Below are 24,103 nucleotides of genomic sequence, written 5' to 3' on the forward strand. Positions count from 1 at the left end.
TTTCGGGTGAAGGGATGCACATGTCTAATCAACTAATGGCGGGCAAGCGCGGTTTGATCATGGGTCTGGCCAATGACAAGTCGATTGCCTGGGGCATTGCCAAGGCTCTTGCCGATGCGGGCGCAGAGCTTGCCTTTTCCTATCAGGGCGAAGCGCTGAAGAAACGCGTTGATCCTTTGGCGGCACAGCTTGGCAGCGATATCGTCCTGCCCTGCGATGTTGGCGACGAAGCCTCTGTCGATGCGCTGTTTGCCGGGTTGCAGGAACGCTGGGGCGAGATGGACTTCATCGTTCATGCCATAGGCTTTTCCGACAAATCCGAATTGCGGGGCCGTTACGTCGATACCAGCCGCGACAACTTCACCATGACGATGGATATTTCCGTCTATTCCTTCACCTCCGTTGTCAAACGCGCCGAAAAGATGATGAAGAAGGGCGGTTCCTGCCTGACGCTAACCTATTACGGGGCCGAGCGGGTCATGCCGCATTACAACGTCATGGGCGTTGCCAAGGCCGCGCTGGAGGCATCCGTGCGCTATCTGGCCGAGGATCTGGGCAAGGATGGCATCCGCGTGAACTCGATCTCTGCGGGGCCGATCAAGACGCTGGCCGCTTCCGGCATTGGCGATTTCCGCTACATCATGAAGTGGAACGAGTATAACTCTCCGCTCCGCCGCAACGTGACCATTCAGGACGTTGGCAACTCTGCCCTTTATCTGCTGTCCGATCTGGGCGCGGGCGTGACGGGTGAAACGCATCACGTTGATGCGGGCTATCACGTCGTGGGCATGAAGGCCGTCGACGCGCCGGACATCACCAAGGGCTGACCCATGGATCTGGCACATGTCATTGCGTTCAATGTGACCCTGCTGGCGGCGATCGCCAGCCCCGGACCTGCCATGCTCTATTTCATCCGCAACACGCTGGCGCATGGTCGGCGGGTCGGGCTGTTCACGGTCTGGGGGCTGGGGACGATGGCCGCGACATGGACTTTGCTGGCTCTGCTGGGGCTTGATGCCGTGTTCCGGCTTGTGCCCTGGGCCTATGCCGCCTGCAAGATCGCGGGCGCCCTCTATCTTATGTATATCGCGTGGCAGACGTGGCGGCATGCGCGCGATCCGCTGGGCGAGGCCCCGACCCCGCCCGCGCGCGCCTTTCTGGGCGGCGTGCTGGTCAACCTCTCCAATCCGAAATCCGTGCTGTTTGCCGCCGCCGTGCTGGTGGTGATCTTCCCCGTCGGGATGAGCGTCGCGGAAAAAGGGCTGATCGTTCTGAACCACCTGATGGTGGAACTGCTGGTCGGCTCCACCCTCGTGACGCTTCTCAGCACCCGCAAAGTCAGCGCAGCCTACCTGCGTGCCAAGTTCGTTTTCGACCGTATCGCGGCGGGTGTGATGGGCCTTCTCGGCCTGCGCCTGCTGCTTAGCCGCTAGTCTTCAGGAGCACCCATGACCGACCGTTTGCCACATGAAAAAGGGTTCCACGTCAGCTGGGACCAACTTCACCGCGACGCACGGGCGCTGGCCTGGCGGCTTGACGGGCATGGGCCGGACGATGGTAGCTGGCGCGCGGTGGTGGCCATCACCCGTGGCGGCATGGCGCCTGCGATGATCGTCGCACGAGAGCTGGATATCCGTATCGTCGACACGATCAGTGTGAAAAGCTACAACCACCAGTCCCAGACCGAACCAAAGGTCATCAAATCGCCCGACATGGACGTCATCGGCGATGGCACCGGGGTTCTGGTGATTGACGATCTGGTGGATACCGGCCGCACGATCGAGGCCGTTCGCGCCCATATGCCCAACGCTCATATCGCAACGGTCTATGCCAAGCCGATGGGCCGCCCGCAGGTCAACAGCTTCATCACCGAGGTCAGCCAGGACACGTGGATCTTCTTCCCCTGGGACATGGCGCTGCAATATGTCGAACCCTATCGCGGGACAGACTGAGGGCGTTTCGCCGCGCAGACCCGTGAGGCCCGCGCCTGCAAGCCCGGACCGCGGGGACAACTGCCGTCTTTGCACCAAACCAATCAGCGACGGGAACCGCGTATGACTGTGCCACGCACAAAAGCCACTTTCCGTCCGCCCATTATCGCGGCGCAGCAATGGCTGAAGGGAGTGGCATTCCCGGCGGACCGTCCGCTCATCAATGTCAGTCAGGCCGCCCCCACCGCCCCGCCCCCCGGCCCGATGCGGGCGGCAATGGCAAAGGCGCTGGAGGAAACCTCCACCCATCTTTACGGTCCCGATCTGGGCCTGCCGGAACTGCGCGACGCCCTGGCCGGCCGCTGGTCCGGTCTTTACGGCGGAACGGTGACGGCGGATCAGGTGGGCATCACCTCTGGCTGCAATCAGGCCTTTGCCGCCGTGATCGCCACGCTTTGCGGCGAGGGCGACGAGGTCATCCTGCCGGTCCCGTGGTATTTCAATCACAAGATGTGGCTGGACATGTCCGGGGTGAAGACCGTGCCGCTGAGCACCGGGCCAGACCTTATTCCGGATCCAAAGGCGGCGGCCGCCCTGATCACACCTCGGACGCGCGCCATCGCCCTTGTCAGCCCGAACAACCCCACCGGCATCGAATATCCGGCCGAGGTGATCCACGGTTTCCGCGATCTGGCGCGCGATGCAGGCATTCAGTTGATCCTTGACGAGACCTACCGCGATTTTGACAGCCGTACAGGCGCGCCGCATGATCTGCTTGCGGATCCGAACTGGTCCGACACGGTGATCCCGCTGTATTCCTTTTCGAAATCCTTCCGGCTGACCGGGCATCGTGTTGGCGCGGTGATGACTTCTGCCCAGCGGTTGGAGGAGGTCGAGAAATTCATCGATGCGGTCACCATCTGCCCTGCCCAGCTGGGCCAGCGCGCAGCGCTGTGGGGATTGCAGAACCTGACACAATGGCTGGCCGGAGAGCGCGCCGAGATCCTGTCGCGCCGCGCAGCGATTGAAACGGGCTTTCCCCGGCTTGCGCGGCAAGGCTGGCGCCTGCGCGGGGTTGGCGCCTATTTCGCCTATTTCGAACATCCGTTCGCGATGTCCGCCGATGAACTCGCCCCGCTTTTGGTGCAACAGGCTCATGTCCTTGCGCTTCCCGCGACCATGTTCACCCCGCCTGACGACCCCAGCGGGGCACGGCATCTGCGCATTGCCTTTGCCAATGTCGATCACGCCGGGATCACGACGCTTTTCGACCGGCTCGAAGCGCTTTCACTGCCCCTTGCCCCAACCGGCGGTGCAGCGTAGACAACTCCGACAGCGGGCAGACCGCACCAACAGACAAGAGGAAATCATGGCTTCCAAGGCGAATAGCATCGGCAAGACGCTGGTCTGGATCCTGATGGGTCTGCTGATTGTCGGCCTCATGGGTTTTGGCGCGATCAATTTCAGCGGCACGGTGCGGTCCATCGGATCGGTCGGCGGCAAAGAGATCGACATCAACAGCTACGCGCTGGCCCTGCAGAACGAAATCCGCGCGATCGAGGCGGAACGCGGTGGCGCTGTCAGCTTTGCCGAAGCGCAGGCCGCGGGCCTCGACCGGGCGGTCCTGTCCCGGCTTGTCACCGAACGCGCGCTGGATGCTGAAACGGCCCGGCTTGGCATTTCCGTAAGCGACGAATCCGTCGCGCGCCAACTGCGCCAGATTCCCGCCTTTCAGGGCGCCAATGGTGAATTTGACCGCGAGGCGTACCGTTTTGCGATCCAGAATGTCGGCCTGACTGAAACCCAGTTCGAAGAACAGCTGCGCGACGAAACCGCCCGCACGTTGCTTCAGGCCGCTATCCTGTCCGGCAACGCCATGCCCGACACCTATGCGCGCACAATCGTGGACTACGCAGGCGAGACGCGTGATGTCACTTGGGCGCGGCTGGACCCGGCGATGGTAGAAAAGACCTTGCCAGAGCCGTCCGAAGACGCCCTGCGCAGCTTTTATGACGAAAATATCCTGCGCTACACTCTGGCAGAGGCGAAGGCCATCACCTACGCGTGGCTCACGCCAGAGATGATCGTTGATAGCGTCGAAGTGTCGGAAGAAGACCTTCGCAACGCTTATGACCGGCGCGAAGCCGAGTTCAACCAGCCCGAGCGGCGCCTGACGGAACGGCTTGTCTTTGCCGATGATGCTGCGGCTCAGGCCGCCCGCGACCGTCTGGATGCGGGTGAGGCCGAATTCGAAACGCTTGTTGAAGAGCGCGGGCTTGACCTTGCCGATGTCGACATGGGTGACGTGCCGATGGACGAGCTGGGTGCGGCGGGCGACGCCGTCTTCGCCGCCGAGGTGGGAGAGGTCGTGGGCCCCTTCCCCTCCGGGCTTGGACCTGCGCTGTTCCGGGTGAACGGCGTGCTGCCCTCGCAGATCACCTCTTTCGAAGACGCGCAGCCTGATCTGCGCGACGGGCTGGCGCTCGACAATGCGCGCCGCGCGATCGAGGCGCAAATGCAGGATCTTGACGACCGGCTTGCCGGTGGCGAGACGCTGGAAGAGATTGCCGAGGCAACCGACATGCAGCTGGGCCAGATCGACTGGCGCGGCGAGGCCGAAGATGGCATCGCCGGATACGAAGCGTTCCGCGAGGCGGCCGCAGAGTTGACCACCGGAGATTTTCCGCAGATCGCGATGCTGGGTGACGGGGGCGTTTTTGCGATGCGGCTGGAAGAAGAGATCGCGGCGCAGGCACGGCCCTTTGACGAGGTCCGCGAGCAGGTCACCGCAGACTGGCTGGACGACGCCCGGACCACCGCTCTTGCCGACACGGCCGAAGACATGGCCGCCAAGCTTGGCGAAGTCAGCACGTTCGAGGCGCTCGGGCTGTCCCCCGAAACCGCGACCGGGCTGACGCGCGGCGAATTCAGCACCAGCCTTCCGCCGTCGCTCATCTCCGCCGCCTTTGACATGGAGCCGGGCGAAACCCGCGCCGTGACCGGGCTGTCCGACGTGATGCTGCTGCGGCTCGACACGGTGAACGACGCGGATCACGACAGCGAACAGGCACAGCTCCTTGCCGACTCCCTGCAACAGCAGGCCAGCTCTGCAATCGCACAGGATCTGTTCAACGCCATGGCCACCGAAATCCAGTCGCGCATGGGTCTGGAACTGAACCAGCAGGCGATCAACGCCGTCCACGCGCAATTCCAGTAAGGCCCGAGAATGGTGCAACTGACCCCTGACTACGAAACCTTTGCCCGTGCCTACGAGGCCGGGCAGAACCAGATTGTGCATGCCCGGCTGGCGGCGGATCTCGACACGCCGGTCTCCCTGATGCTGAAGCTGACCGGAGCGGCCCGCGACGCGTTCATGCTGGAATCGGTGACCGGTGGCGAGGTGCGCGGCCGCTATTCGATGATCGGCATGAAGCCCGACCTGATCTGGCGCTGCGATGGCGAGCAAAGCAGCATCAACCGGCAGGCCCGGTTTGACCGCGAGAGCTTTACCCCGCTGGACGGGCACCCGCTGGAAACCCTGCGCGCCCTGATCGCAGAAAGCCGGATCGAGCTGCCGGGCGACCTGCCGCAGGCGGCCGCCGGGCTGTTTGGCTATCTTGGCTATGACATGATCCGGCTGGTGGAACACCTGCCCAACGTCAATCCCGATCCGCTCGGTCTGCCCGACGCGGTGCTGATGCGCCCTTCTGTTGTGGCCGTGCTGGACGGTGTGAAGGGCGAAGTCACGGTCGTCGCCCCTGCATGGACACGCGACGGCCTGTCCGCCCGCGCCGCCTATGCGCAGGCGGCCGAGCGCGTCATGGACGCGGTGCGCGATCTGGAACGCGCGATGCCGCAGGCAAGCCGGGATCTGGGCGAAGCAAGTGAGACGGCGGCGCCCGTGTCGAACTTCACCAAGGACGGCTACAAGGCTGCGGTGGAGAAAGCCAAGGATTACATCCGCGCGGGCGACATCTTTCAGGTTGTGCCTGCCCAACGCTGGACGCAGGATTATCCGCTGCCACCCTTCGCGCTGTACCGGTCCCTGCGACGCACCAACCCGTCGCCATTCATGTTCTACTTCAACTTTGGCGACTTTCAGGTGATCGGTGCCTCGCCCGAGATTCTGGTCCGCGTCTTTGGCCGCGAGGTCACGATCCGGCCCATCGCAGGCACCCGCAAGCGCGGCGCCACGCCCGCAGAGGACAAGGCTCTGGAGGCCGAACTGCTTGCCGACAAAAAGGAACTGGCCGAGCATCTGATGCTGCTGGATCTGGGGCGCAACGACACCGGTCGCGTGTCAAAGATCGGCAGCGTGACGCCGACCGAGAAATTCATCATCGAACGCTACAGCCACGTCATGCATATCGTCTCGAACGTGGTGGGCGAGCTGGCCGAGGATCAGGACGCCTTGTCGGCACTGCTGGCCGGATTGCCTGCGGGCACCGTCTCTGGTGCGCCCAAGGTGCGCGCGATGGAGATCATCGACGAGCTGGAGCCGGAAAAGCGCGGTGTCTATGGCGGCGGCGTCGGCTATTTCAGTGCCGGTGGCGATATGGACATGTGCATCGCGCTGCGCACCGCAGTTGTTAAGGATGAAAAGCTGTATATTCAGGCAGGCGGGGGTGTGGTCTATGACAGCGATCCCGAAGCTGAATATCAGGAAACGGTTCATAAATCCAACGCGATCCGCATGGCTGCAGAGGATGCGGCACGGTTCACCGGCTCCGGCAACGGCTGAGCCGCCCGCCCCAGCACGACTAGGTATTGCGCCGCCTTCGGCGTCGCCCGGGGCCCGGTCAGCAAAGCTGACCGGGCCCCTCACGTTATCGGCTAGGGCGTCCGGTGGGATGCAATAGTGACGTGATCCGCGCGCTCAATCCGACGATTGCAGCAAGAGCGACGAGATTGGCAAGATATCGACCGCAGCGCTGCCTGGCCCATTACTCCCCCAGCGGCGCAGCGATGACACAGTGTCCGGGCGCAGGCGTCCAAGCAGGACAACCGGACCGTTCTGCCCTGCGCGCGAAGCGGCATGTTCAAGAAAGCGCCTGACCACCGCCGCGCCCTGGCCTTGCCCATCGAGATCCCTGAACACGCTGACCGAGGGCATCTTCTCTGGCAGGGCAAACGGCTGCGCGGCGTTACGGCCCTGCGGTAAAAGGACCAGCCCGTGTCCGCTTTGCGCGATATGCTCAACCACCCCGGAGGCCACTTCCGGCGCGCCTTTGAGCCCCGTCCCTGTACCCTCAAGCACCGCCACGACCTCTGGCAGGCGTTCAAGGACCGCCTGAATGTCTGCACGCGCCTCTTCCGGGGTGGCGTCTGGCGGCAGGTCGGCAAGCGCCATCACCTCGATCCCCTGCTCGCGGTAGCGTTTCATACGCTGGAACGCACCCGGTGCGGCAGCATCAAGCGCGACGGTCAGCGGATAGGGAAACGCGCCGATATCGCGCGGGCCAAGCGGGCCGGAACCGTCATCGATCAGGACGACCGACATCAGTGGCTTGTCGCCCGCCGCATGAAATGGGGCCGCATAGCGTTCCAGCGGCGGCACCCTTGGGGATATCACCACATCGCCCAAAAGCTCCCTGCCGGTTTCCGGGGCCATCGGCTGGGCAGGCTCTTTACCGATCAGGGGCGCCTGTTCGTCGGCCTGTTCGACGGGTGGCTGCATCGACGGACCACCGGTGTCTACATCAATGGCGGCGGACGGCGACGCGCCGTCCTGCTGCGGTTCGCTCAGTTCGGTATCCGCGGCATCGGGGACAGATGCCGGAGTTAGCGGGGTCCCTGCGCCCTCTGTCGCCTCTGACGTGTCGGGCAGCGCTGCATCGCCGGGGGCAGGTTTATCCTGGCCTGCATCCGTTGGCGCGACGCCGGACTGGCCTTGCTCCAACTGCTGCGCGCTTTGGGCTTTACCTGACGCAGCGGGTGCAGGCGCTGGCCCAGCATAAGGCGCTGCATCGAATTCAGAGGGCTGATACGCCTGTTCGGCATGACCGGAATCGGGTGCGCCTTCGGGGGCTGCGGGTTCCGACAGATCGCTCACGGAAACCGATGGCGGCGTATCGGCGACCTGCGGCGGGGCAGCATCGCCCCCTATCGGCACGGCCGGCTGCGACGGGGCAGCAAACATCGCGTCGTCCGCGCCGGGGCGCCAGGGCTGTGGCATCGGACCGCCATTGCCCGCCTGCGCGCGCATGTTCTGGCGGATCAGCGTGTCGTCTGCTGAATCCTCGGGTGGCACAAGACCGACCAAACTGTCCTCGGGCGAGGGCGCCGATTCGGACGGAACCGCCGGAGGTGCTGCCGGTTCGGTCGAGACAGAGAGGTTTGCTTCAACCTCTGGCGCCACGGGTGCGGCGGCGGCAGGAGCGGATGCCGGGGCAGAGCTTTCGCGTCCCACGTTCATCTCTGCGGCCTGCGGGTTTTCTTCGGGGGCGGCAAGGGACGCGGCGCCCATGTCAGGGTCCGGGGTCGCAGCAGGCGTCGTGTCGGCATCGTCCAGTGGCGCAAGATCGTCCCGCGCAGGCGGGTTGATCTGCGGCGCGGTCCCGCTCGGCCGTTCGGCCTCTGAGGCGGGGCGCTCCACGACCAGATCATCACGGGCGGATTCAAAGGCGGATTCGGCGGGAACCTCGACCTCTGCCACCTCCGGCGGGTCGACCGCCCGGGGCATGCCCACCGAAAGCGACAGCAATCCCGCCCCGGCGACAGAGGTTACGGCACCCAACACCGCGCCCGACAGAAAACCTTTTGCCACTTCACTGCCCTCTCGTTGTCCTGCCCGGCCGCGCATGTGCCTGCGGCGTGCCAAGCCCTTGACGCTGCCCGCCAAGCCTGAACATGTATACCGCGACCAAAGCGACCGCCACCAGCCCCAGACAGGGAAAACGACCCATGTTGATGCTCATCGATAATTACGACAGCTTCACCTACAACCTCGTCCATTATCTGGGCGAACTGGGCGCGGATGTGAAGGTCTGGCGCAACGACGTGCTGGATGTACAAGAGGCAATGGCCCTGAAACCAGCGGGGATCCTGCTGTCACCCGGCCCCGGCACACCGGATCAGGCGGGCATCTGCCTGCCGATGGTGCTGGCAGCGGCGGAAACCCGCACACCGCTGATGGGCGTCTGCCTTGGGCATCAGTCCATCGGGCAGGCCTTCGGCGGCAAGGTCGTGCGCTGCCACGAGATCGTGCATGGCAAGATGGGCGTAATGCATCACAGCGGCAAGGGCCTCTTCGCGGGCCTTCCCTCGCCCTTTGACGCCACGCGCTATCATTCGCTGGTCGTGGATCGCGACAGCCTGCCCGATTGCCTTGAAATCACCGCAGAGCTGGAAGATGGCACGATCATGGGGTTGCAACACAAGACCCTGCCGATCCACGGCGTCCAGTTCCACCCGGAATCGATTGCGTCGGAACACGGGCACGCGCTGCTTCAGAACTTCGTCAACGAATTGAAGGTGCCCGCATGAGTGACGCGCTCAAGCCCCTGATCGGGGCCGCCCCGGATCGAGCCTTGACCGAAGCCGAGGCGCATAAGGCCTTCGAGATCCTGTTCGAGGGAGAGGCCACACCGGCGCAAATCGGCGGGCTTTTGATGGCGCTGCGCACGCGCGGCGAAACGGTCGAGGAATATGCCGCGGCCGCCGCCGTGATGCGCGCCAAGTGCCACAAGGTCCGCGCGCCCGAAGGGGCGATGGATATCGTCGGCACGGGCGGCGACGGCAAGGGTACGCTCAACATCTCGACCGCGACAGCGTTCGTCGTCGCAGGGGCCGGTGTGACCGTCGCCAAACATGGCAACCGCAACCTGTCGTCGAAATCCGGCGCGGCGGATGCGTTGGGCCAGATGGGCGTCAACGTGATGATCGGCGTGGAGACCGTGGAGAAGGCCCTGAAAGAGGCTGGCATCTGCTTCATGATGGCACCGATGCATCACCCGGCCATGGCGCATGTCGGCCCCGTGCGGGCAGAGCTTGGCACGCGCACGATCTTCAACATCCTCGGGCCGCTGACCAACCCCGCAGGGGTCAAACGGCAACTGACCGGCGCATTTACCCGCGACCTGATCCGCCCCATGGCGGAGACCTTGGGCAAGCTTGGGTCCGAACGCGCATGGCTGGTGCATGGGTCTGACGGCACGGACGAGCTGACCATCACCGGCGTCAGTTGGGTTGCCGCACTGGAAGAGGATGGCACGATCCACGAGGCCGAGCTGCACCCCGAGGATGCGGGCCTGCCCGTGCATCCGTTCGAGGATATCATCGGCGGCACGCCCGAAGAAAACGGCGCGGCCTTTCGTGCATTGCTGGAAGGCGCGCCCTCGGCCTATCGCGACGCGGTTCTGCTGAATGCCGCCGCTGCACTGGTGGTTGCTGGCAAGGCCGCCGATCTGCGCGAAGGCGTGGCAATCGCGCGCGAGAGCATAGACAGCGGCGCAGCGTTGGCGCGGATCGAGGCGCTGGCCCGCATCACCCAAGCCGCCTGATGGCATTGACCCCTCCAAAGGCCTGGGCGCATCTGCCCTTTTTCACCGAAACCCTGCCGGGGATCGTCACCAGGCTGGAGGCCGAAACCCGCCCGGTCTATCCGCCGGAACAGCAGGTTTTCCAGGCGCTGGAGATGTGCCCGCCGGATGACACCAAGGTGGTTATCCTCGGGCAGGACCCCTATCACACCAGTGGCAAGGCCGACGGGTTGGCCTTTTCCATCCCCGACGGGTTTGGCGGACGACTGGACAGCCTTGGCAACATTTTCAAGGAGCTGGAGGATGATTTGGGTGTCGGCAGAACGCAAACCGGCCTGTCGGACTGGGCTGCTCAGGGCGTTTTGTTGCTCAACACCGCGCTGACGGTGCCCGAAGGCACAGCGAAGGGCCATGCGAAACTTGGCTGGGACAGGCTGACCAAGGAGGTGCTGACCGCCCTGTCCGACCGCCCCCGCGCCTTTGTGTTATGGGGGGGGCCTGCGCAAAAATTTGCCCGGCATATCCAGGGGTCTGACCACCTGATCCTGACCAGCGCCCATCCCTCACCACTCTCCGTTTACCGCGGATTTTTCGGCTCCCGCCCCTTTTCCAAGGTCAATGACTGGCTTAAGGCAAGGGGTGAGACAGAGATAGACTGGACGCCGCAATGACACAGACCATCCTCGACAAGATCAAAGCCTACAAGCTGGAGGAGGTCGCAGCGGACAAATCCGCCACGCCGCTTTCAGCGGTTGAGGATGCCGCCCGTGCCGCCCCGCCCGTGCGCCCCTTTGCAGATGCCCTGCGCCACGCCGCCGCGGCAGGTTACGGCCTGATTGCAGAGATCAAGAAAGCCTCCCCCTCCAAGGGGTTGATCCGGGCCGATTTTCATCCCGCCACGCTCGCCAAGGCTTACGAGGAGGGCGGTGCGACCTGCCTGTCCGTCCTGACCGACACACCCAGCTTTCAGGGGGCGAAAAACTTTCTGACCGAGGCACGCAGCGCCACCTCCCTGCCCGCGCTGCGCAAGGATTTCATGTATGACACCTATCAGGTCGCCGAGGCCCGCGCGCTGCATGCCGACTGTATCCTGATCATCATGGCCAGCGTGTCCGACGCTCAGGCAGCAGAGCTAGAGGCCGCGGCACATCACTGGGGCATGGACGCGCTGATCGAGGTGCATGACGGCCCCGAACTGGACCGCGCGTTGCGGTTGAAATCGCCGCTGATCGGCGTGAACAACCGCAACCTCAAGACATTCGAGACCACGCTCGACACGACGCGCGACTTGTCAAAGCGCGTCCCGGCAGAGCGTCTGCTGATTTCCGAATCCGGACTGAACACGCGCGAAGATCTGGCAGACATGGCCGCCCATGGCGCCCGCACCTTCCTGATCGGCGAAAGCCTGATGCGGCAGGCGGATGTTGCCACCGCCACCCGGACCCTGCTGTCCGACCCGGTGGCGGCATGAGCGGCCTGACCCATTTCGACGCCAAGGGCGATGCCCATATGGTGGACGTGTCCGACAAGGCCGTTACGTCCCGCGTGGCCACGGCCGAGGGCCATGTGACGATGGCGCGCGAAACTTTCGACATCATCACCGAAGGCCGCGCCAAAAAAGGCGACGTGATCGGTGTGGCGCGTCTGGCCGGCATCATGGGCGCCAAGAAAACGCCCGAGCTGATCCCGCTGTGCCACCCCCTGCCCGTCACCAAGGTCGCGGTCGAGATCACACCGGACGCCGACCTGCCCGGCCTGCGGATCGAAGCCACCGTCAAGACAACCGGCCAGACCGGCGTCGAGATGGAGGCGCTGACCGCCGTCAGCACCGCCGCGCTGACGATCTATGACATGGCCAAAGCCGTGGACAAGGCCATGCAGATCGGCGGCATCCGCGTGATCCTGAAAGACGGCGGCAAATCGGGCCGGTACGAGGCGTCATGATCTCTGTTGCCGAAGCGCTTGATCAGCTTTTCGCGCTGACGCTGACTTTACCGGTTGAAGAGGTCCCGCTGATCAAGGCGAATGGTCGGGTTTTGGCCCGCGCTGTGAGTGCGACGCGCAATCAGCCGCCGTTTTCTGCCTCTGCGATGGACGGTTATGCGGTGGTTGCCGCCACGCCGGGCGACAGCTTTACCGTGATTGGCGAGGCTGCTGCGGGTTCGCGGCACGCCGGGCCCGTAGGCGCAGGCGAGGCCGTGCGGATCTTTACCGGTGCGCCCGTGCCCGAAGGTGCCACACGCATTGTCATTCAAGAGGATGTGACACGCGACGGCGACCGGATCACCGTGACAGATGCCCTGGACAGGGGGCCGCATATCCGACCCGAGGGCGATGACTTTCGCATTGGCCAGACGATGTCGGCGCCGATACGACTGACACCTGCCATCGTGGCGCTGTTGGCTTCGATGAACATCGCGAAGGCGCCGGTGTTCCGTCAGCCGGAGGTCGCCATTCTGTCCACCGGCGACGAATTGGTCATGCCGGGCGAGACCCCCGGCCCCGATCAGATCATCGCGTCCAACACGTTCGGGCTCCATGCTCTGCTAAGCGATCTGGGCGCTCGTCCCCGTCTTCTGCCTTTGGCGCGCGACAACGAAGCGTCGCTTCGGACGGCCTTTGAGCTGGCCCAGGGCGCAGATCTGGTCATCACCATTGGTGGCGCATCGGTGGGCGATCACGATCTTGTCGGCAAGGTCGCGGGCGATCTGGGCATGGACCGCGCTTTCTACAAGGTCGCGATGCGGCCCGGCAAACCCCTGATGGCCGGCCGGTTGAATGGCGCGATGATGATCGGGCTGCCGGGCAACCCGGTTTCTGCCATGGTCTGCGGCCATGTCTTCGTGGCGCCCGTTATCCGGGCGATGCTGGGCCTGCCACGTGCGGCCGCGCCGCGCGCACAAATGGCTTTGGCCGAACCTTTGCCTGCCAATGGGCCGCGCGAGCATTACATGCGGGCGCGGCGGACGCCCGAGGGCATCATCGCTGACCAAAGGCAGGACAGCGCGCTTCTTTCAGTGCTGGGCCAGTCGGACGCGCTGCTGATCAGAGCGCCGAATGACCCTGCACAAGACATCGGCGCGCTGGTTGACTACATCCCGATCTGACAGCGCAGGGCTGCACCCGTCAAGCAACCGAAGCAATATAGCGCGCCATCATCAGGTCCAGATGCGCCCCGCCGCCATTCTTGAACACGGTGATATCGTCCGGGGCTTCGCGTCCCGGCGCACCGGCGACCAGATCGTAGAAATCCCCGCGCACATCGCTTTCTGACAGCACTCCGGCAGCCAGCGGCTGCATCAACTCTCCGATATGGTGGAGCGTCGTGTCGCGGCTGTCGACAAAGAGCCGCCCCTTGGTGATCAGCGCATCATCCGCCTCTCGCATATCGGGTTTGAAGGCACCGATCAGGTCCACATGTGTCCCCGGCGCGATCCAGTCGCCAAGAAGAACCGGTTGCCGCGCCATCGTGGCGGTCGAGATGATATCCGCCTTGCCCGCCGCCTCTTGCAGGTCGGGCGCGACTTGAACGGCGAACCCTTCGGCGGCCATCTGCGCGGCCAGCGCCTCTGCCTGATCGCCGCGCCGCGCCCAGACCTGAATGCGCGTCAGACCCGGAATTCCGCCCGAATAGGCCCGCACAAGCGACGCCGCAACCGTCCCCGCCCCCACGATCAGCAGGCTCTGCGCATCGGGCCGCGCCAGCAGGCGGGCGCCAAGAACGCTGTCGGCGGCTGTCTTCCATTCGGTAATCAGGCGGCTTTCAATGATTGCCCGCAACTGGCCATCCTCGGGCGAAAAGAGAAACATCGCCCCCTGCACCGTGGGCAGCCCGCGCTGCGGGTTGGCGCCGAAAACGGTCACCGCCTTCACGCCGTAGCCCAGCCCTTCGATATAGGCGCCCCGGTTCAGCAGGGTGGCCTCGGCAGGACCAAGAAACATATCCCCCAGCTCTGCCCTTGGCGCGCGGTGCCCTTCTTCCAGTGCGCGGATCGCATCCACCCAGCAAAGCTGTGCGTTGACGGCGTCATAAGTGATGTGCTGCATGGGATCTTCCTTCTCCACCGGTCCTCGAAGGCGACGCGCTGCCTGCAAGCGGTTGATATCAAATCGTCAGGCAGAGTGATGGCAGCGGTCAGGCTTGATGTCCAGAAGCGGTGTCCCGTCGAGGCAATCAAGACCGCGCACGACAAGATTTGGCCCGTCCACCCGCACCAGCGCCACCCGCGACAGACCAATCGGGTTGGGCCGCACGGGCGAACGCAGGTTGAACGTGCCGGTGATCCTGCCGGTGTGGCGTGGGTTTTGTGTCAACACATCGCGGCGGCTTTTGTGCAGCCAGTAAAGCACCTCCAGCGTTTCGCGGGCCTCCAGGCCGGCCAGGGCTGGCTGCCAGATATCGTCCAGTTCCAGCGTGCAGTCAGGCCCGTCAAAGCTCCCCTGCCGGGGACAGTCCTTGCGGTCTTTCCAGGGCGTGCGGATCGTGCCGATGAACCGCAACGTGGCATCCGCGCGATCAGGAAGGTCAACCGCCTCTTCGTTCGCGCGCAATCCATATTCTGTCATGGCTTCCTCCTGTTCTGACCGGGATTCAGGTGATCGGGGCGGGGTTGAACAGCGCCAAGGCATTGCGCAGCCCCAGCCGTTCGGCTTTCGTGGCCCTGCCGCTTGCAGTGGCAAGGATGGTGTCGAGCATGAGCGCGCCCATCTCCTCGATCGTGGCCTCCCCCAACGCGACCGGACCTGCATCAATGTCGATCAGATCGTGCCAGCGCCGCGCCAGTTCAGAGCGGGTGGAAACCTTGAGCACCGGCATCGCCTCCAGGCTATAGGGCGTCCCGCGCCCGGTGGTGAAGACGTGCACCGTCGCGCCTGCGGCCAGTTGCAGCGTACCACAGATGAAATCGCTGGCGGGGGTGGCGGCAAACAGAAGGCCTTTGGTCGTCGCCCTCTCGCCCGGCGCGACCACGCCAGAGATTGGACCTGTGCCGGATTTCACGATGGACCCCATCGCCTTTTCCACGATATTCGACAGCCCGCCCGCCTTGTTTCCGGGCGTTGTGTTCGCAGCCCGGTCGGCCCCGCCGCGCGCAAGATAGGCGTCATACCATGCCAATTGTTCGATGATCGCCTGCGCCACTTCCGGCGTGGCCGCGCGGGCGGTCAGTTGGTCGATCCCGTCGCGCACCTCGGTATTTTCAGAGAACATCACCGTGCCCCCAGCCCGCACCAGCAGATCCGCCGCCTGCCCCAACGCGGGATTGGCGGTGACACCCGAAAACGCATCGCTTCCGCCGCATTGCACCCCCAGCACAAGGTCAGAGGCCGGGCAGACCTCTCTGCGCCGCTGGTCCAGTTCTGCCAAATGTTCCTCTGCGCTTTCCATCAGCGCACGGATCATCTGCTCGTACCCGGCATTGTCCTGAAGCCGGACAGTGTCGAGATCGGACAAGGTGCCGGGCGGCATCAGCCTGTCGGGTTGCAGCTTTTCGCAGCCAAGGCTTACCACCATGGAACGGCCGCCGAAATTGGGGTTCAGCGCGATATTGCGAAGCGTCCGGATCGGGATTTCCGCCCCCGGGGCATCAATCGCGACGCCGCAGCCATAGACATGTTCCAGCGCGACCACACCGTCGACATTGGGAAAACGCGGCAAAATCTCTGCCCGGATGCGCGCCACAGCGTGCTCCACAACGCCCGACACGCATTGCACCGTCGTGCTGACCGCCAACAGGTTGCGCGTGCCCACGCGCCCGTCGGCGTTGCGATATCCCTCAAAACTTTTGCCGGTGACCGGCGGGCCGGGATCGACTTTCGCAGTCGCCATCGGCAGCCCTTCGAAACCCGGCGCCGAGGGCATGTCCAGCCGCATCTCGTTAACCCAGCTTCCCGCGGGCAGATCCTCGGCTGCATGGCCGATGATGACGTTATAGCGCCGCACCGGCGCCCCGCGCGGGATGTCTGTCAGCGCGACCTTGTGGCCCTGCGGTACCCGTTCGCGCAGCATCGGCCCGTCAGGGACCTGCGCGCCCGCCTCCAGCCCCAGATCATTCGCGACGATTGCGACATTGTCAGCCGGATGCATCGCAATGACGCGCGCAATCTCGTGGTCCTTCGGCATCTGCTTCCTTCTCTCGTGGGGTGCCCCATCGACGTCGTCACGAACCACGCCGGACAGGCTCGCGGCTTGCGGGCGCTTTCAGATCACAGATTGCCTTTGTCCATGCGCATTGGCAACGCAGTTGTCCTTACGCGCGCCACGTGGCATCCCTTACCGGCACACAGAGTTGATATTCCATGGATGATGCCGGCCGCAGCCGCGTAGAATGAGGCCCAGCATGAAGATCGAATGCGTCGTTCCCAGTCATAGCAAGGTCGGCGAAGGCGCTGTCTGGGACGACCGGGCCCAGTGTCTTTGGTGGGTGGATATCCCGGCGGGGCTGATCCATCGATACGACCCCGTCACGCGCGAAAACATCACGCAGGACTTCGCAGAACCCGTGGGCTGCATTGCCGTGCGCGACGCTGGCGGGCTGGTCGTGGCGGCGAGGTCCGGCTTCTGGCTGTTTGATCCCGAAACCGGCAAACGCCACCATCTTGCCGACCCCGAAGCGCAGCTGCCGCAGAACCGTTTCAACGACGGGGCCACAGACCTGCAAGGCAGGTTCTGGGCCGGCACGATGAAGGATGGCGGCGTGCCGGAGCCGCAGGGCCGGTTTTACTGTCTGGATACGGACCGGACCGTGCATCCCTGGAAAGATGGTATCTATACGACCAACGGGCTCGCCTTCTCGCCGGACGGGCGGCAAATGTATTTCTCGGACAGCAATCCGAAAGTGCGCAGGATCTGGCGCTGCCCTTACGACCCGCAGACCGGCACACCGGGCGAACCGCAGGAATTCTTTGACACGCGCAGCGTCGCCGGGCGGCCCGATGGCGGGACGGTTGATGCCGAAGGGTGCTACTGGATGGCCGGGGTGAGCGGCTGGCAGCTCTACCGGCTTTCGCCTGAGGGTGAAGTGCTGCAGATCATCGACATGCCGGTTGAAAAACCCACCAAGCCGATGTTCGGCGGGCGGGAGCTCGACACGCTTTTCGTGACCTCCATCGGTATTGATCTGGCCGAAGGCTCTGACCAGCCGGATGCCGGGGGGCTGTTTGCGATCACCGGGTTGGGCATCAAGGGCCTGCCGCAACCGCGCTACGCAGGATAGGGTCGGATCTGGACCCTGCCCCCCTATAGCCCCGAAGGCAAACCGCACCGGGGCGCAGTGAATGAATGGAAAGGCACCCGCATGAAACGACTTCTGATAACTGGCGCAGCCGGGGGGCTGGGATCGGTCCTGCGGGTCAGGCTGAGCCATCTGGCAGAGACGCTGCGCCTGTCCGATATCGGCGATCTGGGCGAGGCGCGCGCCAATGAAGAGCTGGTCCCCTGTGATCTGAGCGACAAGGCCGCGGTCGATGCGCTTGTGGATGGCTGCGACGGGATCGTGCATTTCGGTGGTCGCTCCATCGAAGACAGCTGGAGCGTCATAAGGTCGGCCAATATTGACGGCATGTTCAACCTCTACGAGGCCGCCCGAAACCACGGTCGCCCCCGGATCGTCTTTGCCAGTTCCAATCACGCCGTCGGATATTATCCGCAATCTCAACGGCTGGATGCCGACGCCAACACCCGTCCGGACAGCCTTTACGGTGTGTCGAAGGTCTTTGGCGAAGCGCTGGCCAGCATGTATCACGACAAGTTCGGGGTTGAGACGGCCATCGTCCGTATCGGCAGCGTTCTGGACAAACCGGACGGCCACCGGAACATGTCCACCTGGCTCAGCTTTGATGACTTCGTCTCGCTGATCGAACGGGTTTTCGCCGTCCCGAAACTTGGCTGCCCGATCATCTATGGCGCCTCGGCCAATGATGCCGGTTGGTGGGACAATTCCAAAACCGGGTATCTTGGCTGGCAGCCCAAGGACAATTCAGCGACCTACCGGGCAGAGATCGAGGCCAACACCCCCCGTCCACCCGCAGACGCCCCCGACGTGCTTTATCAGGGCGGGCTGTTTACTGCAGAGGGCATCTACGAGGACTGATCCCCCTGCTTGGCCCCTGCCCGCAACGCAGCGTCAGCCTCATGCCAAAGAGGGCAGCCAGAGGACGATTTGCGGGAACATCACCAGCAACCCGATGGTCACCGCATCTGCGATGAAGAACGGCGTCACCCCCCGAAACACGTCCTGAACGCTCAGATCCGGCCGCACACCGGCCACGACAAAGCAGTTCAGGCCAATCGGCGGGGTGATGAGGCAGAACTCTGCCATTTTCACCACGAGAATGCCGAACCAGACCGCGCACATCGTCCCGTTCATCCCAAAGGCGCTGTCGGCGGCCGAAACGGCCTCGCCCCCGTTCAGTGCCATCACCGCCGGATAGACCACCGGCAGGGTCAGGAGCAGCATGCCAATCGCATCCATGAACATGCCCAGCACGGCATAGGCCAGAAGAATGCAAATCAGGATCGCCAGCGGATCATAGGTCAGCGATGTGATCCAGTCTGCAAAGGCGCTTGGCAGATCGGCAAAGCCCAGAAAGCGCACATAGATCAGCACCCCCCAGATGATGGTGAAAATCATCACCGACAGCTTCGCCGTCTCGATAAGCGCATCTTTCAGCTCGGCCCATCGCATGCCACGCCACAGCGCCATGCAGAAGACGATGAAGGCGCCAAGCGCGCCGCCCTCTGTCGGGGTGCCCCATGCGTCGCCAAACGGGTTGTAGACGAAGAAGATGATGATCACGACCACGGCAACGATCGGCAGCGCCGGGGGCAGAGAGACGAACCGTTGTTTCCAGGTAAAGCCGCGCACGGGCGGGCCAAACCCCTTGATGGTCAGTGCCATCACGATAATCAGAAGGGCATAGATGAAGGCCGAGAAAGCCCCGGGAATGAAGCCTGCCAAAAGCAACATGCCCACATCCTGTTCGACGATGATCGCATAGATCACGAGGATCGCCGATGGCGGGATGAGCGACGCCAGCGTGCCGCCAGCCGCCACCACGCCTGCGGCAAAACGCTTGTCATAGCCGACCTTCAGCATCTCCGGGATGGCGATCCGGGCAAAGACCGCCGCCGTGGCCACGCTTGCGCCGGAAACAGCAGCAAAGCCCGCAGTGGCGAAAACGGTGGACACCGCCAATCCGCCCGGCACCCAGGCGATCCAGCGCTTGGCAGCTTCGAACAGGGCCCGCGTGAGCCCGGCGTAATAGGCAAGATATCCAATCAGGATGAAGGTCGGGATCAGGCTGAGCGCCTGGCTCGCAACCTTGCCATGCGGCACCTGCCCGGCGATCTTGACGCTGACCTCGACCGCCTTGCCGAACCGCGCGGGATCATAGCCGAACTGGTCCCAGCGCAGCCAGATGAGCCCTACAACGCCCGCGATGGCGGCGGCAAAGGCCACGCGCATGCCAAGCACGACCATGACCAGCATGGCGCCGGTGACCCAAAGACCGATTTCGATACTGTCCATGCGTTCAGTCCCGCCCCTGGATGTGTTCTGCCTCGGCCGCAGCCTGTTCGGCCGCGTTCAGGATCAACGGCACGGCGACCGGGCTTTCCAAGCCCAGAAGGAACCCCCGACCAAATCCCCATAGTTGAAGCACAAGCCGCAATGCCAGCACAGAGAAGGCCACCGGAACGATCAGCTTGGCGGGCCAGAGTGGCAGGTTGATATCAATCGTGCTGTCACGGCTCCAGAACGGGCGGGTCATATCGAAGGACCGGTCGAAATGCGCCCAGCTGCCCCAGATCAGCGCCACCATCAGCACCAGAACAATCGCCGTCGTGATGAATTCCACGGCCCAAAGCACCCGCCCGCGCAGATGCGACACGACGATATCCATGCGGATGTGCCCGCCTTCCCGCTGCACGTAGGAAATGCCAAGAAAGGCGATCAACGGCATGGCCGTCTCGATCCAGTCGACGTAGCCGGGCAGTGGATTGTTGAAAACGTTACGCCCAGACACCGACACAACGGCCAGTAGCATCAGCGTAAAGGTTGCAAGACCCGAGATCAGCGCAAGCACCCTCTCGGCCCGAAGAAGGCCGGTGTCGACACGGCTGATCAGGCTGTCGTCGGTCAGGACGGACGCGGCGCCTGCCATGGCAGCCCTCCATTCATGATTGTCGGATTTGGAAGGCCCCGGCCAATCGCCGGGGCCACACGCGACTAGTTTCCGGCGCGCTGGGTTTCCAACGTCGTCATCACGAGGTCATAAAGCTCTTGTGCGGGCAGTCCCTGCGCGCTCATCTCCTCGATCCAGCTGTCCCGGATCGGATCTGCTGCGACCTTGTGAAACGCGTCCAGCTCTGCGTCCGAAAGCTCGACCTTCGTGACGCCCTTCTCGTCAAGCACGGCTTCCCACTGTTCCAGCAGTTTGCCGTAATTTTCGAGGTAATAGGCGATCGCCTCGTCGACCGAGCCGTCCAAAGCCTCGCGCTCGGCATCGCTGAGCGCTTCATAGGCGTCGATATTGACAACGACCGGGCAATTCACCGTGCCGGGGTTGAGGTTGGCCGTCCACCAATCGGCCTGATTGATCGTGCCAAAGCTCAGATGCGCATGCTGGGCGAAGGCCACCGTGTCAACGACACCGGATTGCATCGCCTGATACGCCTCGGAACTGGTGACAGAGGTCGGCACACCACCCACGGCGCGGAACGCCTCGCCCAGACCGCCGGTTGCACGGACGCGCATGCCGTCGAACTCTTTCAGCTCGTCGCGCGGCTCGCCAGTGCCCACAAGATTGTATTGCGGCATGGGCGACGTCATCAGCATCCTGGCGTTCCACTGCGCCATTTCTTCCGCCACTGACGGGTGAGAATAGACCGCGTGGCTGACCGCGACCTCCTCTTCCAGATTGCTTACGCCGAGAAACGGAAGCTCCAGCACCGTGATCGCCCGGTTCTTGTCCGGATGGTAGCCCGCGCAGAACTGCGCCATCTCGAAGGCCCCGATCGAGATCCCGTCAAGGTTCTCGGTATTCTTGGACAGACCACCATAACTGATGTTCATGGTAAAGGCGCCATCGGTCTTTTGCTCGACCAGTTCCGCAAGCTTGTGGACATGTTCCGTAAAGGCCCGGCGCTTGCCCCAGAGCGAGACATTCCACTCCGTTGCAGCGGCCTCGCCTGCGAAGGCCAGCGCCAGTCCGGTCACCAGCAGTTTAGACGAAATGCTGTTCATGTATTCCTCCCATTTGTACGGCGGTTAATCCGCCTTGATGGCCGGAGCGTAACCGAGGTCTCGGGCCATGCAAAGACCAATGCGGTCGGGAATCACCCCGCACTCAGGCGTAGGTTGAAAGCGATGACAGCCGATTCACTCGGAGTGTTAGCGGTATACATCGGCATACTGAAACGATTTGCCGCACCCACGCCCTTTTCCAACTTCGTCGGCTGGTTGCGCTATCGGTTTTCTGATCGTGACAAGCTGCCTGACGCAAGGGCGTTAAATTTCAGGGGCTTCCTTAGCGTCAAGCAAAAAACTTTACATAACAAGGCAACTTCCTGAAAAATATTTACAACAAAATCGTTGTATTTCTGATGTTTGTTTAAATTTTTTCCGCTTGGGGTATAGTGACCTCAACGAACAGATCGCCTGTTCGCTTTGATTTTCGGCCCAGATCGGTCGTCTCAACGCAACATTAGGGAGGAGCCCATGATGTCCCAGAACCAGCCAGTTGAAACGCAGGAAACCTATCCGCCGTCTTCGGATTTGGTGAGGGGTGCGCATGTTGATGCTGCGGGATATGAGGCGCGTTACGCGGCGTCTGTTTCGGATCCGGAGGGGTTCTGGGGCGCGGAAGGCAAGCGGCTGGACTGGATCAAGCCGTTTACCAAGGTCAAGGACACCGACTTCACCCTTGGCAAGGTCTCGATCAACTGGTTCGCCGATGGCACGCTGAATGTTGCGGCCAACTGTGTCGACCGGCATCTGGCCACGCGCGGCGACCAGACCGCGATCATCTTCGAACCGGACGACCCGGCCGAGGACGCCAAGCATATCACCTATCGCCAGTTGCACGGCCATGTCTGCCGGATGGCCAATATCCTGGAAAGCCTGGGCGTGCGCCGCGGCGACCGGGTGGTGATCTACCTGCCGATGATCCCCGAGGCCGCCTATGCGATGCTGGCCTGTGCGCGGATCGGCGCCATTCATTCCATCGTTTTCGCGGGCTTTTCCCCCGATGCGCTGGCCGCGCGTGTCAATGGCTGCGATGCCAAGGTCATCATCACCGCCGACGAGGCCCCGCGCGGTGGCCGCAAGACCGCGCTGAAGTCCAATGCCGACGCCGCCCTGCTGCATTGCAAGGACACCGTCAAATGCCTGGTGGTCAAGCGCACCGGCGGGCAGACCACCTGGATCGACGGGCGCGATTACGACTATAACGAGATGGCGCTCGAAGCCTCCGATGTCAGCCAGCCCGCAGAGATGGGGGCCGAGGATCCTCTGTTCATTCTGTATACCTCCGGGTCGACGGGTCAGCCGAAGGGAGTCGTGCATACAACAGGTGGATATTTGGTTTACGCCAGCCTCACCCATGAGATCGTGTTCGATTACCACGAGGGCGATATCTTCTGGTGCACGGCAGATGTTGGGTGGGTGACAGGGCATTCCTACATCATCTATGGTCCGCTGGCCAATGGCGCCACCACGGTGATGTTCGAGGGCGTGCCGACATATCCCGATGCCAGCCGCTTCTGGCAGGTCTGCGAGAAGCACAAGGTCAACCAGTTCTACACCGCGCCCACGGCGATTCGCGCGCTCATGGGTCAGGGTAACGATTTCGCAACCAAAGCCGATCTATCGTCCCTGCGCATCCTTGGCACAGTGGGCGAGCCGATCAACCCCGAGGCCTGGAACTGGTACAATGACGTCATCGGTCAGGGCCGCTGCCCGATCGTCGATACCTGGTGGCAGACCGAAACCGGCGGGCATCTTCTCACCCCCCTGCCCGGCGCACATGCGACCAAGCCGGGCGCCGCGATGAAGCCGTTCTTCGGCGTTCAGCCCGTCGTGCTGGACCCGCAGTCGGGCGAGGAAATCCATGCCAGCCCGACAGAGGGCGTGCTGGCGCTGAAAGACAGCTGGCCAGGCCAGATGCGCACCATCTGGGGCGATCACGAGCGGTTCGAGAAGACCTATTTCTCGGACTACAAGGGCTACTACTTCTCCGGTGACGGCTGCAGGCGCGATGCCGATGGCGATTACTGGATCACCGGGCGCGTCGATGACGTGATCAACGTGTCGGGCCACCGGATGGGCACGGCCGAGGTTGAATCGGCGCTGGTCGCCCATGCCAAGGTGGCCGAGGCTGCCGTGGTCGGCTACCCGCATGCGATCAAGGGCCAGGGCATCTACTGCTATGTCACCCTGATGAACGGGGTCGAGCCGTCGGACGAGCTGACCAAGGAACTGCGCACCTGGGTCCGCACCGAGATCGGCCCCATCGCCAGCCCCGACCTCATCCAATGGGCGCCCGGCCTGCCCAAAACACGCTCCGGCAAGATCATGCGCCGCATCCTGCGCAAAATCGCCGAAAACGACTACGGATCCCTCGGCGACACATCAACTCTCGCAGACCCATCCGTCGTCAACGACCTCATCGAAAACAGAATGAACAAGGCGTAAT

The 24,103-nt window shown here is 63.4% G+C and carries 22 protein-coding genes; 15 read left to right on the forward strand and 7 right to left on the reverse strand.

Annotated features, from left to right (window positions below):
* Nucleotides 1-20 precede the first annotated feature (20 nt).
* The 6 genes from fabI to trpE all read left to right on the forward strand — a co-directional run bounded on the left by fabI (nucleotide 21) and on the right by trpE (nucleotide 6,672).
* On the forward strand, nucleotides 21-827 hold the full coding sequence (fabI, locus tag EDD52_RS07390; protein ID WP_132243401.1) for an enoyl-ACP reductase FabI: 807 nt from the start codon (nucleotides 21-23) through the stop codon (nucleotides 825-827).
* Between the two features lie 3 nt (nucleotides 828-830).
* A complete protein-coding gene (locus tag EDD52_RS07395) occupies nucleotides 831-1,433 on the forward strand; it encodes a LysE family translocator (protein ID WP_132243403.1) in 603 nt (200 codons plus the stop codon).
* A gap of 15 nt (nucleotides 1,434-1,448) precedes the next feature.
* Nucleotides 1,449-1,952 (forward strand): xanthine phosphoribosyltransferase, encoded by a 504-nt coding sequence (gene gpt / locus EDD52_RS07400; RefSeq protein WP_132243405.1) that lies wholly within the window; start codon nucleotides 1,449-1,451, stop codon nucleotides 1,950-1,952.
* Nucleotides 1,953-2,054: 102 nt separating this feature from the next.
* Nucleotides 2,055-3,254, forward strand: coding sequence for an aminotransferase (locus EDD52_RS07405; protein WP_132243407.1), 1,200 nt, complete (start codon nucleotides 2,055-2,057; stop codon nucleotides 3,252-3,254).
* 46 nt (nucleotides 3,255-3,300) lie between these two features.
* A complete protein-coding gene (locus tag EDD52_RS07410; RefSeq protein ID WP_132243409.1) occupies nucleotides 3,301-5,148 on the forward strand; it encodes a peptidyl-prolyl cis-trans isomerase in 1,848 nt (615 codons plus the stop codon).
* 12 nt (nucleotides 5,149-5,160) lie between these two features.
* The gene (trpE, locus tag EDD52_RS07415; RefSeq protein ID WP_132243717.1) at nucleotides 5,161-6,672 is read left to right on the forward strand and encodes an anthranilate synthase component I; all 1,512 of its coding nucleotides are present in this window, start codon (nucleotides 5,161-5,163) and stop codon (nucleotides 6,670-6,672) included.
* Nucleotides 6,673-6,807: 135 nt separating this feature from the next.
* Here trpE and EDD52_RS07420 read toward each other — a convergent pair whose 3' ends face one another.
* Entirely contained in the window at nucleotides 6,808-8,697 is a 1,890-nt protein-coding gene (locus tag EDD52_RS07420) for a divergent polysaccharide deacetylase family protein (protein WP_165907476.1), read from the reverse strand.
* Nucleotides 8,698-8,834: 137 nt separating this feature from the next.
* Here EDD52_RS07420 and EDD52_RS07425 point away from each other — a divergent pair, with 137 nt between their 5' ends.
* From EDD52_RS07425 to EDD52_RS07450, 6 genes are read left to right on the forward strand one after another with little or no spacing between them, the layout of a single operon-like run.
* Nucleotides 8,835-9,416: an aminodeoxychorismate/anthranilate synthase component II gene (locus EDD52_RS07425; protein ID WP_132243413.1), complete on the forward strand. Its 582-nt coding sequence runs from the start codon at nucleotides 8,835-8,837 to the stop codon at nucleotides 9,414-9,416.
* Complete coding sequence (trpD, locus tag EDD52_RS07430; protein WP_132243415.1) at nucleotides 9,413-10,432, forward strand: anthranilate phosphoribosyltransferase; 1,020 nt, start codon at nucleotides 9,413-9,415, stop codon at nucleotides 10,430-10,432. The genes EDD52_RS07425 and trpD overlap by 4 nt, the downstream gene beginning before the upstream one ends.
* Nucleotides 10,432-11,082, forward strand: coding sequence for a uracil-DNA glycosylase (locus tag EDD52_RS07435; protein WP_132243417.1), 651 nt, complete (start codon nucleotides 10,432-10,434; stop codon nucleotides 11,080-11,082). The genes trpD and EDD52_RS07435 overlap by 1 nt, the downstream gene beginning before the upstream one ends.
* A complete protein-coding gene (gene trpC / locus EDD52_RS07440; protein WP_132243419.1) occupies nucleotides 11,079-11,882 on the forward strand; it encodes an indole-3-glycerol phosphate synthase TrpC in 804 nt (267 codons plus the stop codon). Before EDD52_RS07435 ends, trpC begins: the two co-directional genes overlap by 4 nt.
* A complete protein-coding gene (gene moaC / locus EDD52_RS07445; RefSeq protein WP_132243421.1) occupies nucleotides 11,879-12,355 on the forward strand; it encodes a cyclic pyranopterin monophosphate synthase MoaC in 477 nt (158 codons plus the stop codon). The genes trpC and moaC overlap by 4 nt, the downstream gene beginning before the upstream one ends.
* On the forward strand, nucleotides 12,352-13,518 hold the full coding sequence (locus tag EDD52_RS07450; protein ID WP_132243423.1) for a molybdopterin molybdotransferase MoeA: 1,167 nt from the start codon (nucleotides 12,352-12,354) through the stop codon (nucleotides 13,516-13,518). The genes moaC and EDD52_RS07450 overlap by 4 nt, the downstream gene beginning before the upstream one ends.
* A gap of 19 nt (nucleotides 13,519-13,537) precedes the next feature.
* On the opposite strand, the gene EDD52_RS07455 is transcribed toward EDD52_RS07450, so the two are convergent.
* From EDD52_RS07455 to garD, 3 genes are all read right to left on the reverse strand, one after another.
* Complete coding sequence (locus EDD52_RS07455) at nucleotides 13,538-14,458, reverse strand: ornithine cyclodeaminase family protein (protein WP_132243425.1); 921 nt, start codon at nucleotides 14,456-14,458, stop codon at nucleotides 13,538-13,540.
* Between the two features lie 66 nt (nucleotides 14,459-14,524).
* Nucleotides 14,525-14,977, reverse strand: a complete 453-nt coding sequence (gene tsaA / locus EDD52_RS07460) for a tRNA (N6-threonylcarbamoyladenosine(37)-N6)-methyltransferase TrmO (protein ID WP_132243427.1) — start codon at nucleotides 14,975-14,977, stop codon at nucleotides 14,525-14,527.
* Nucleotides 14,978-15,002: 25 nt separating this feature from the next.
* Nucleotides 15,003-16,532: a galactarate dehydratase gene (garD, locus tag EDD52_RS07465; protein ID WP_132243429.1), complete on the reverse strand. Its 1,530-nt coding sequence runs from the start codon at nucleotides 16,530-16,532 to the stop codon at nucleotides 15,003-15,005.
* A 217-nt stretch (nucleotides 16,533-16,749) separates the two neighbouring features.
* On the opposite strand from garD, the gene EDD52_RS07470 reads away from it, so the two are divergent.
* Nucleotides 16,750-17,625 carry an SMP-30/gluconolactonase/LRE family protein gene (locus EDD52_RS07470; RefSeq protein ID WP_165907477.1) on the forward strand — a complete coding sequence of 292 codons (876 nt, stop codon included), beginning with the start codon at nucleotides 16,750-16,752 and terminating at the stop codon, nucleotides 17,623-17,625.
* A gap of 81 nt (nucleotides 17,626-17,706) precedes the next feature.
* Nucleotides 17,707-18,501 carry an NAD-dependent epimerase/dehydratase family protein gene (locus tag EDD52_RS07475; protein WP_132243433.1) on the forward strand — a complete coding sequence of 265 codons (795 nt, stop codon included), beginning with the start codon at nucleotides 17,707-17,709 and terminating at the stop codon, nucleotides 18,499-18,501.
* Nucleotides 18,502-18,540: 39 nt separating this feature from the next.
* Here EDD52_RS07475 and EDD52_RS07480 read toward each other — a convergent pair whose 3' ends face one another.
* From EDD52_RS07480 to EDD52_RS07490, 3 genes are all read right to left on the reverse strand, one after another.
* A complete protein-coding gene (locus tag EDD52_RS07480; protein WP_132243435.1) occupies nucleotides 18,541-19,938 on the reverse strand; it encodes a TRAP transporter large permease in 1,398 nt (465 codons plus the stop codon).
* A 4-nt stretch (nucleotides 19,939-19,942) separates the two neighbouring features.
* On the reverse strand, nucleotides 19,943-20,572 hold the full coding sequence (locus EDD52_RS07485) for a TRAP transporter small permease subunit (RefSeq protein ID WP_132243437.1): 630 nt from the start codon (nucleotides 20,570-20,572) through the stop codon (nucleotides 19,943-19,945).
* A gap of 65 nt (nucleotides 20,573-20,637) precedes the next feature.
* Nucleotides 20,638-21,654 (reverse strand): C4-dicarboxylate TRAP transporter substrate-binding protein, encoded by a 1,017-nt coding sequence (locus EDD52_RS07490; protein WP_132243439.1) that lies wholly within the window; start codon nucleotides 21,652-21,654, stop codon nucleotides 20,638-20,640.
* A 477-nt stretch (nucleotides 21,655-22,131) separates the two neighbouring features.
* Between EDD52_RS07490 and acs the strand changes: the two genes are divergently transcribed.
* Nucleotides 22,132-24,102, forward strand: coding sequence for an acetate--CoA ligase (gene acs, locus EDD52_RS07495; RefSeq protein ID WP_132243441.1), 1,971 nt, complete (start codon nucleotides 22,132-22,134; stop codon nucleotides 24,100-24,102).
* The last annotated feature ends 1 nt before the right edge of the window (nucleotide 24,103 follow it).

It is taken from the genome of Primorskyibacter sedentarius (assembly GCF_004342065.1).
GTDB lineage: Bacteria > Pseudomonadota > Alphaproteobacteria > Rhodobacterales > Rhodobacteraceae > Primorskyibacter > Primorskyibacter sedentarius.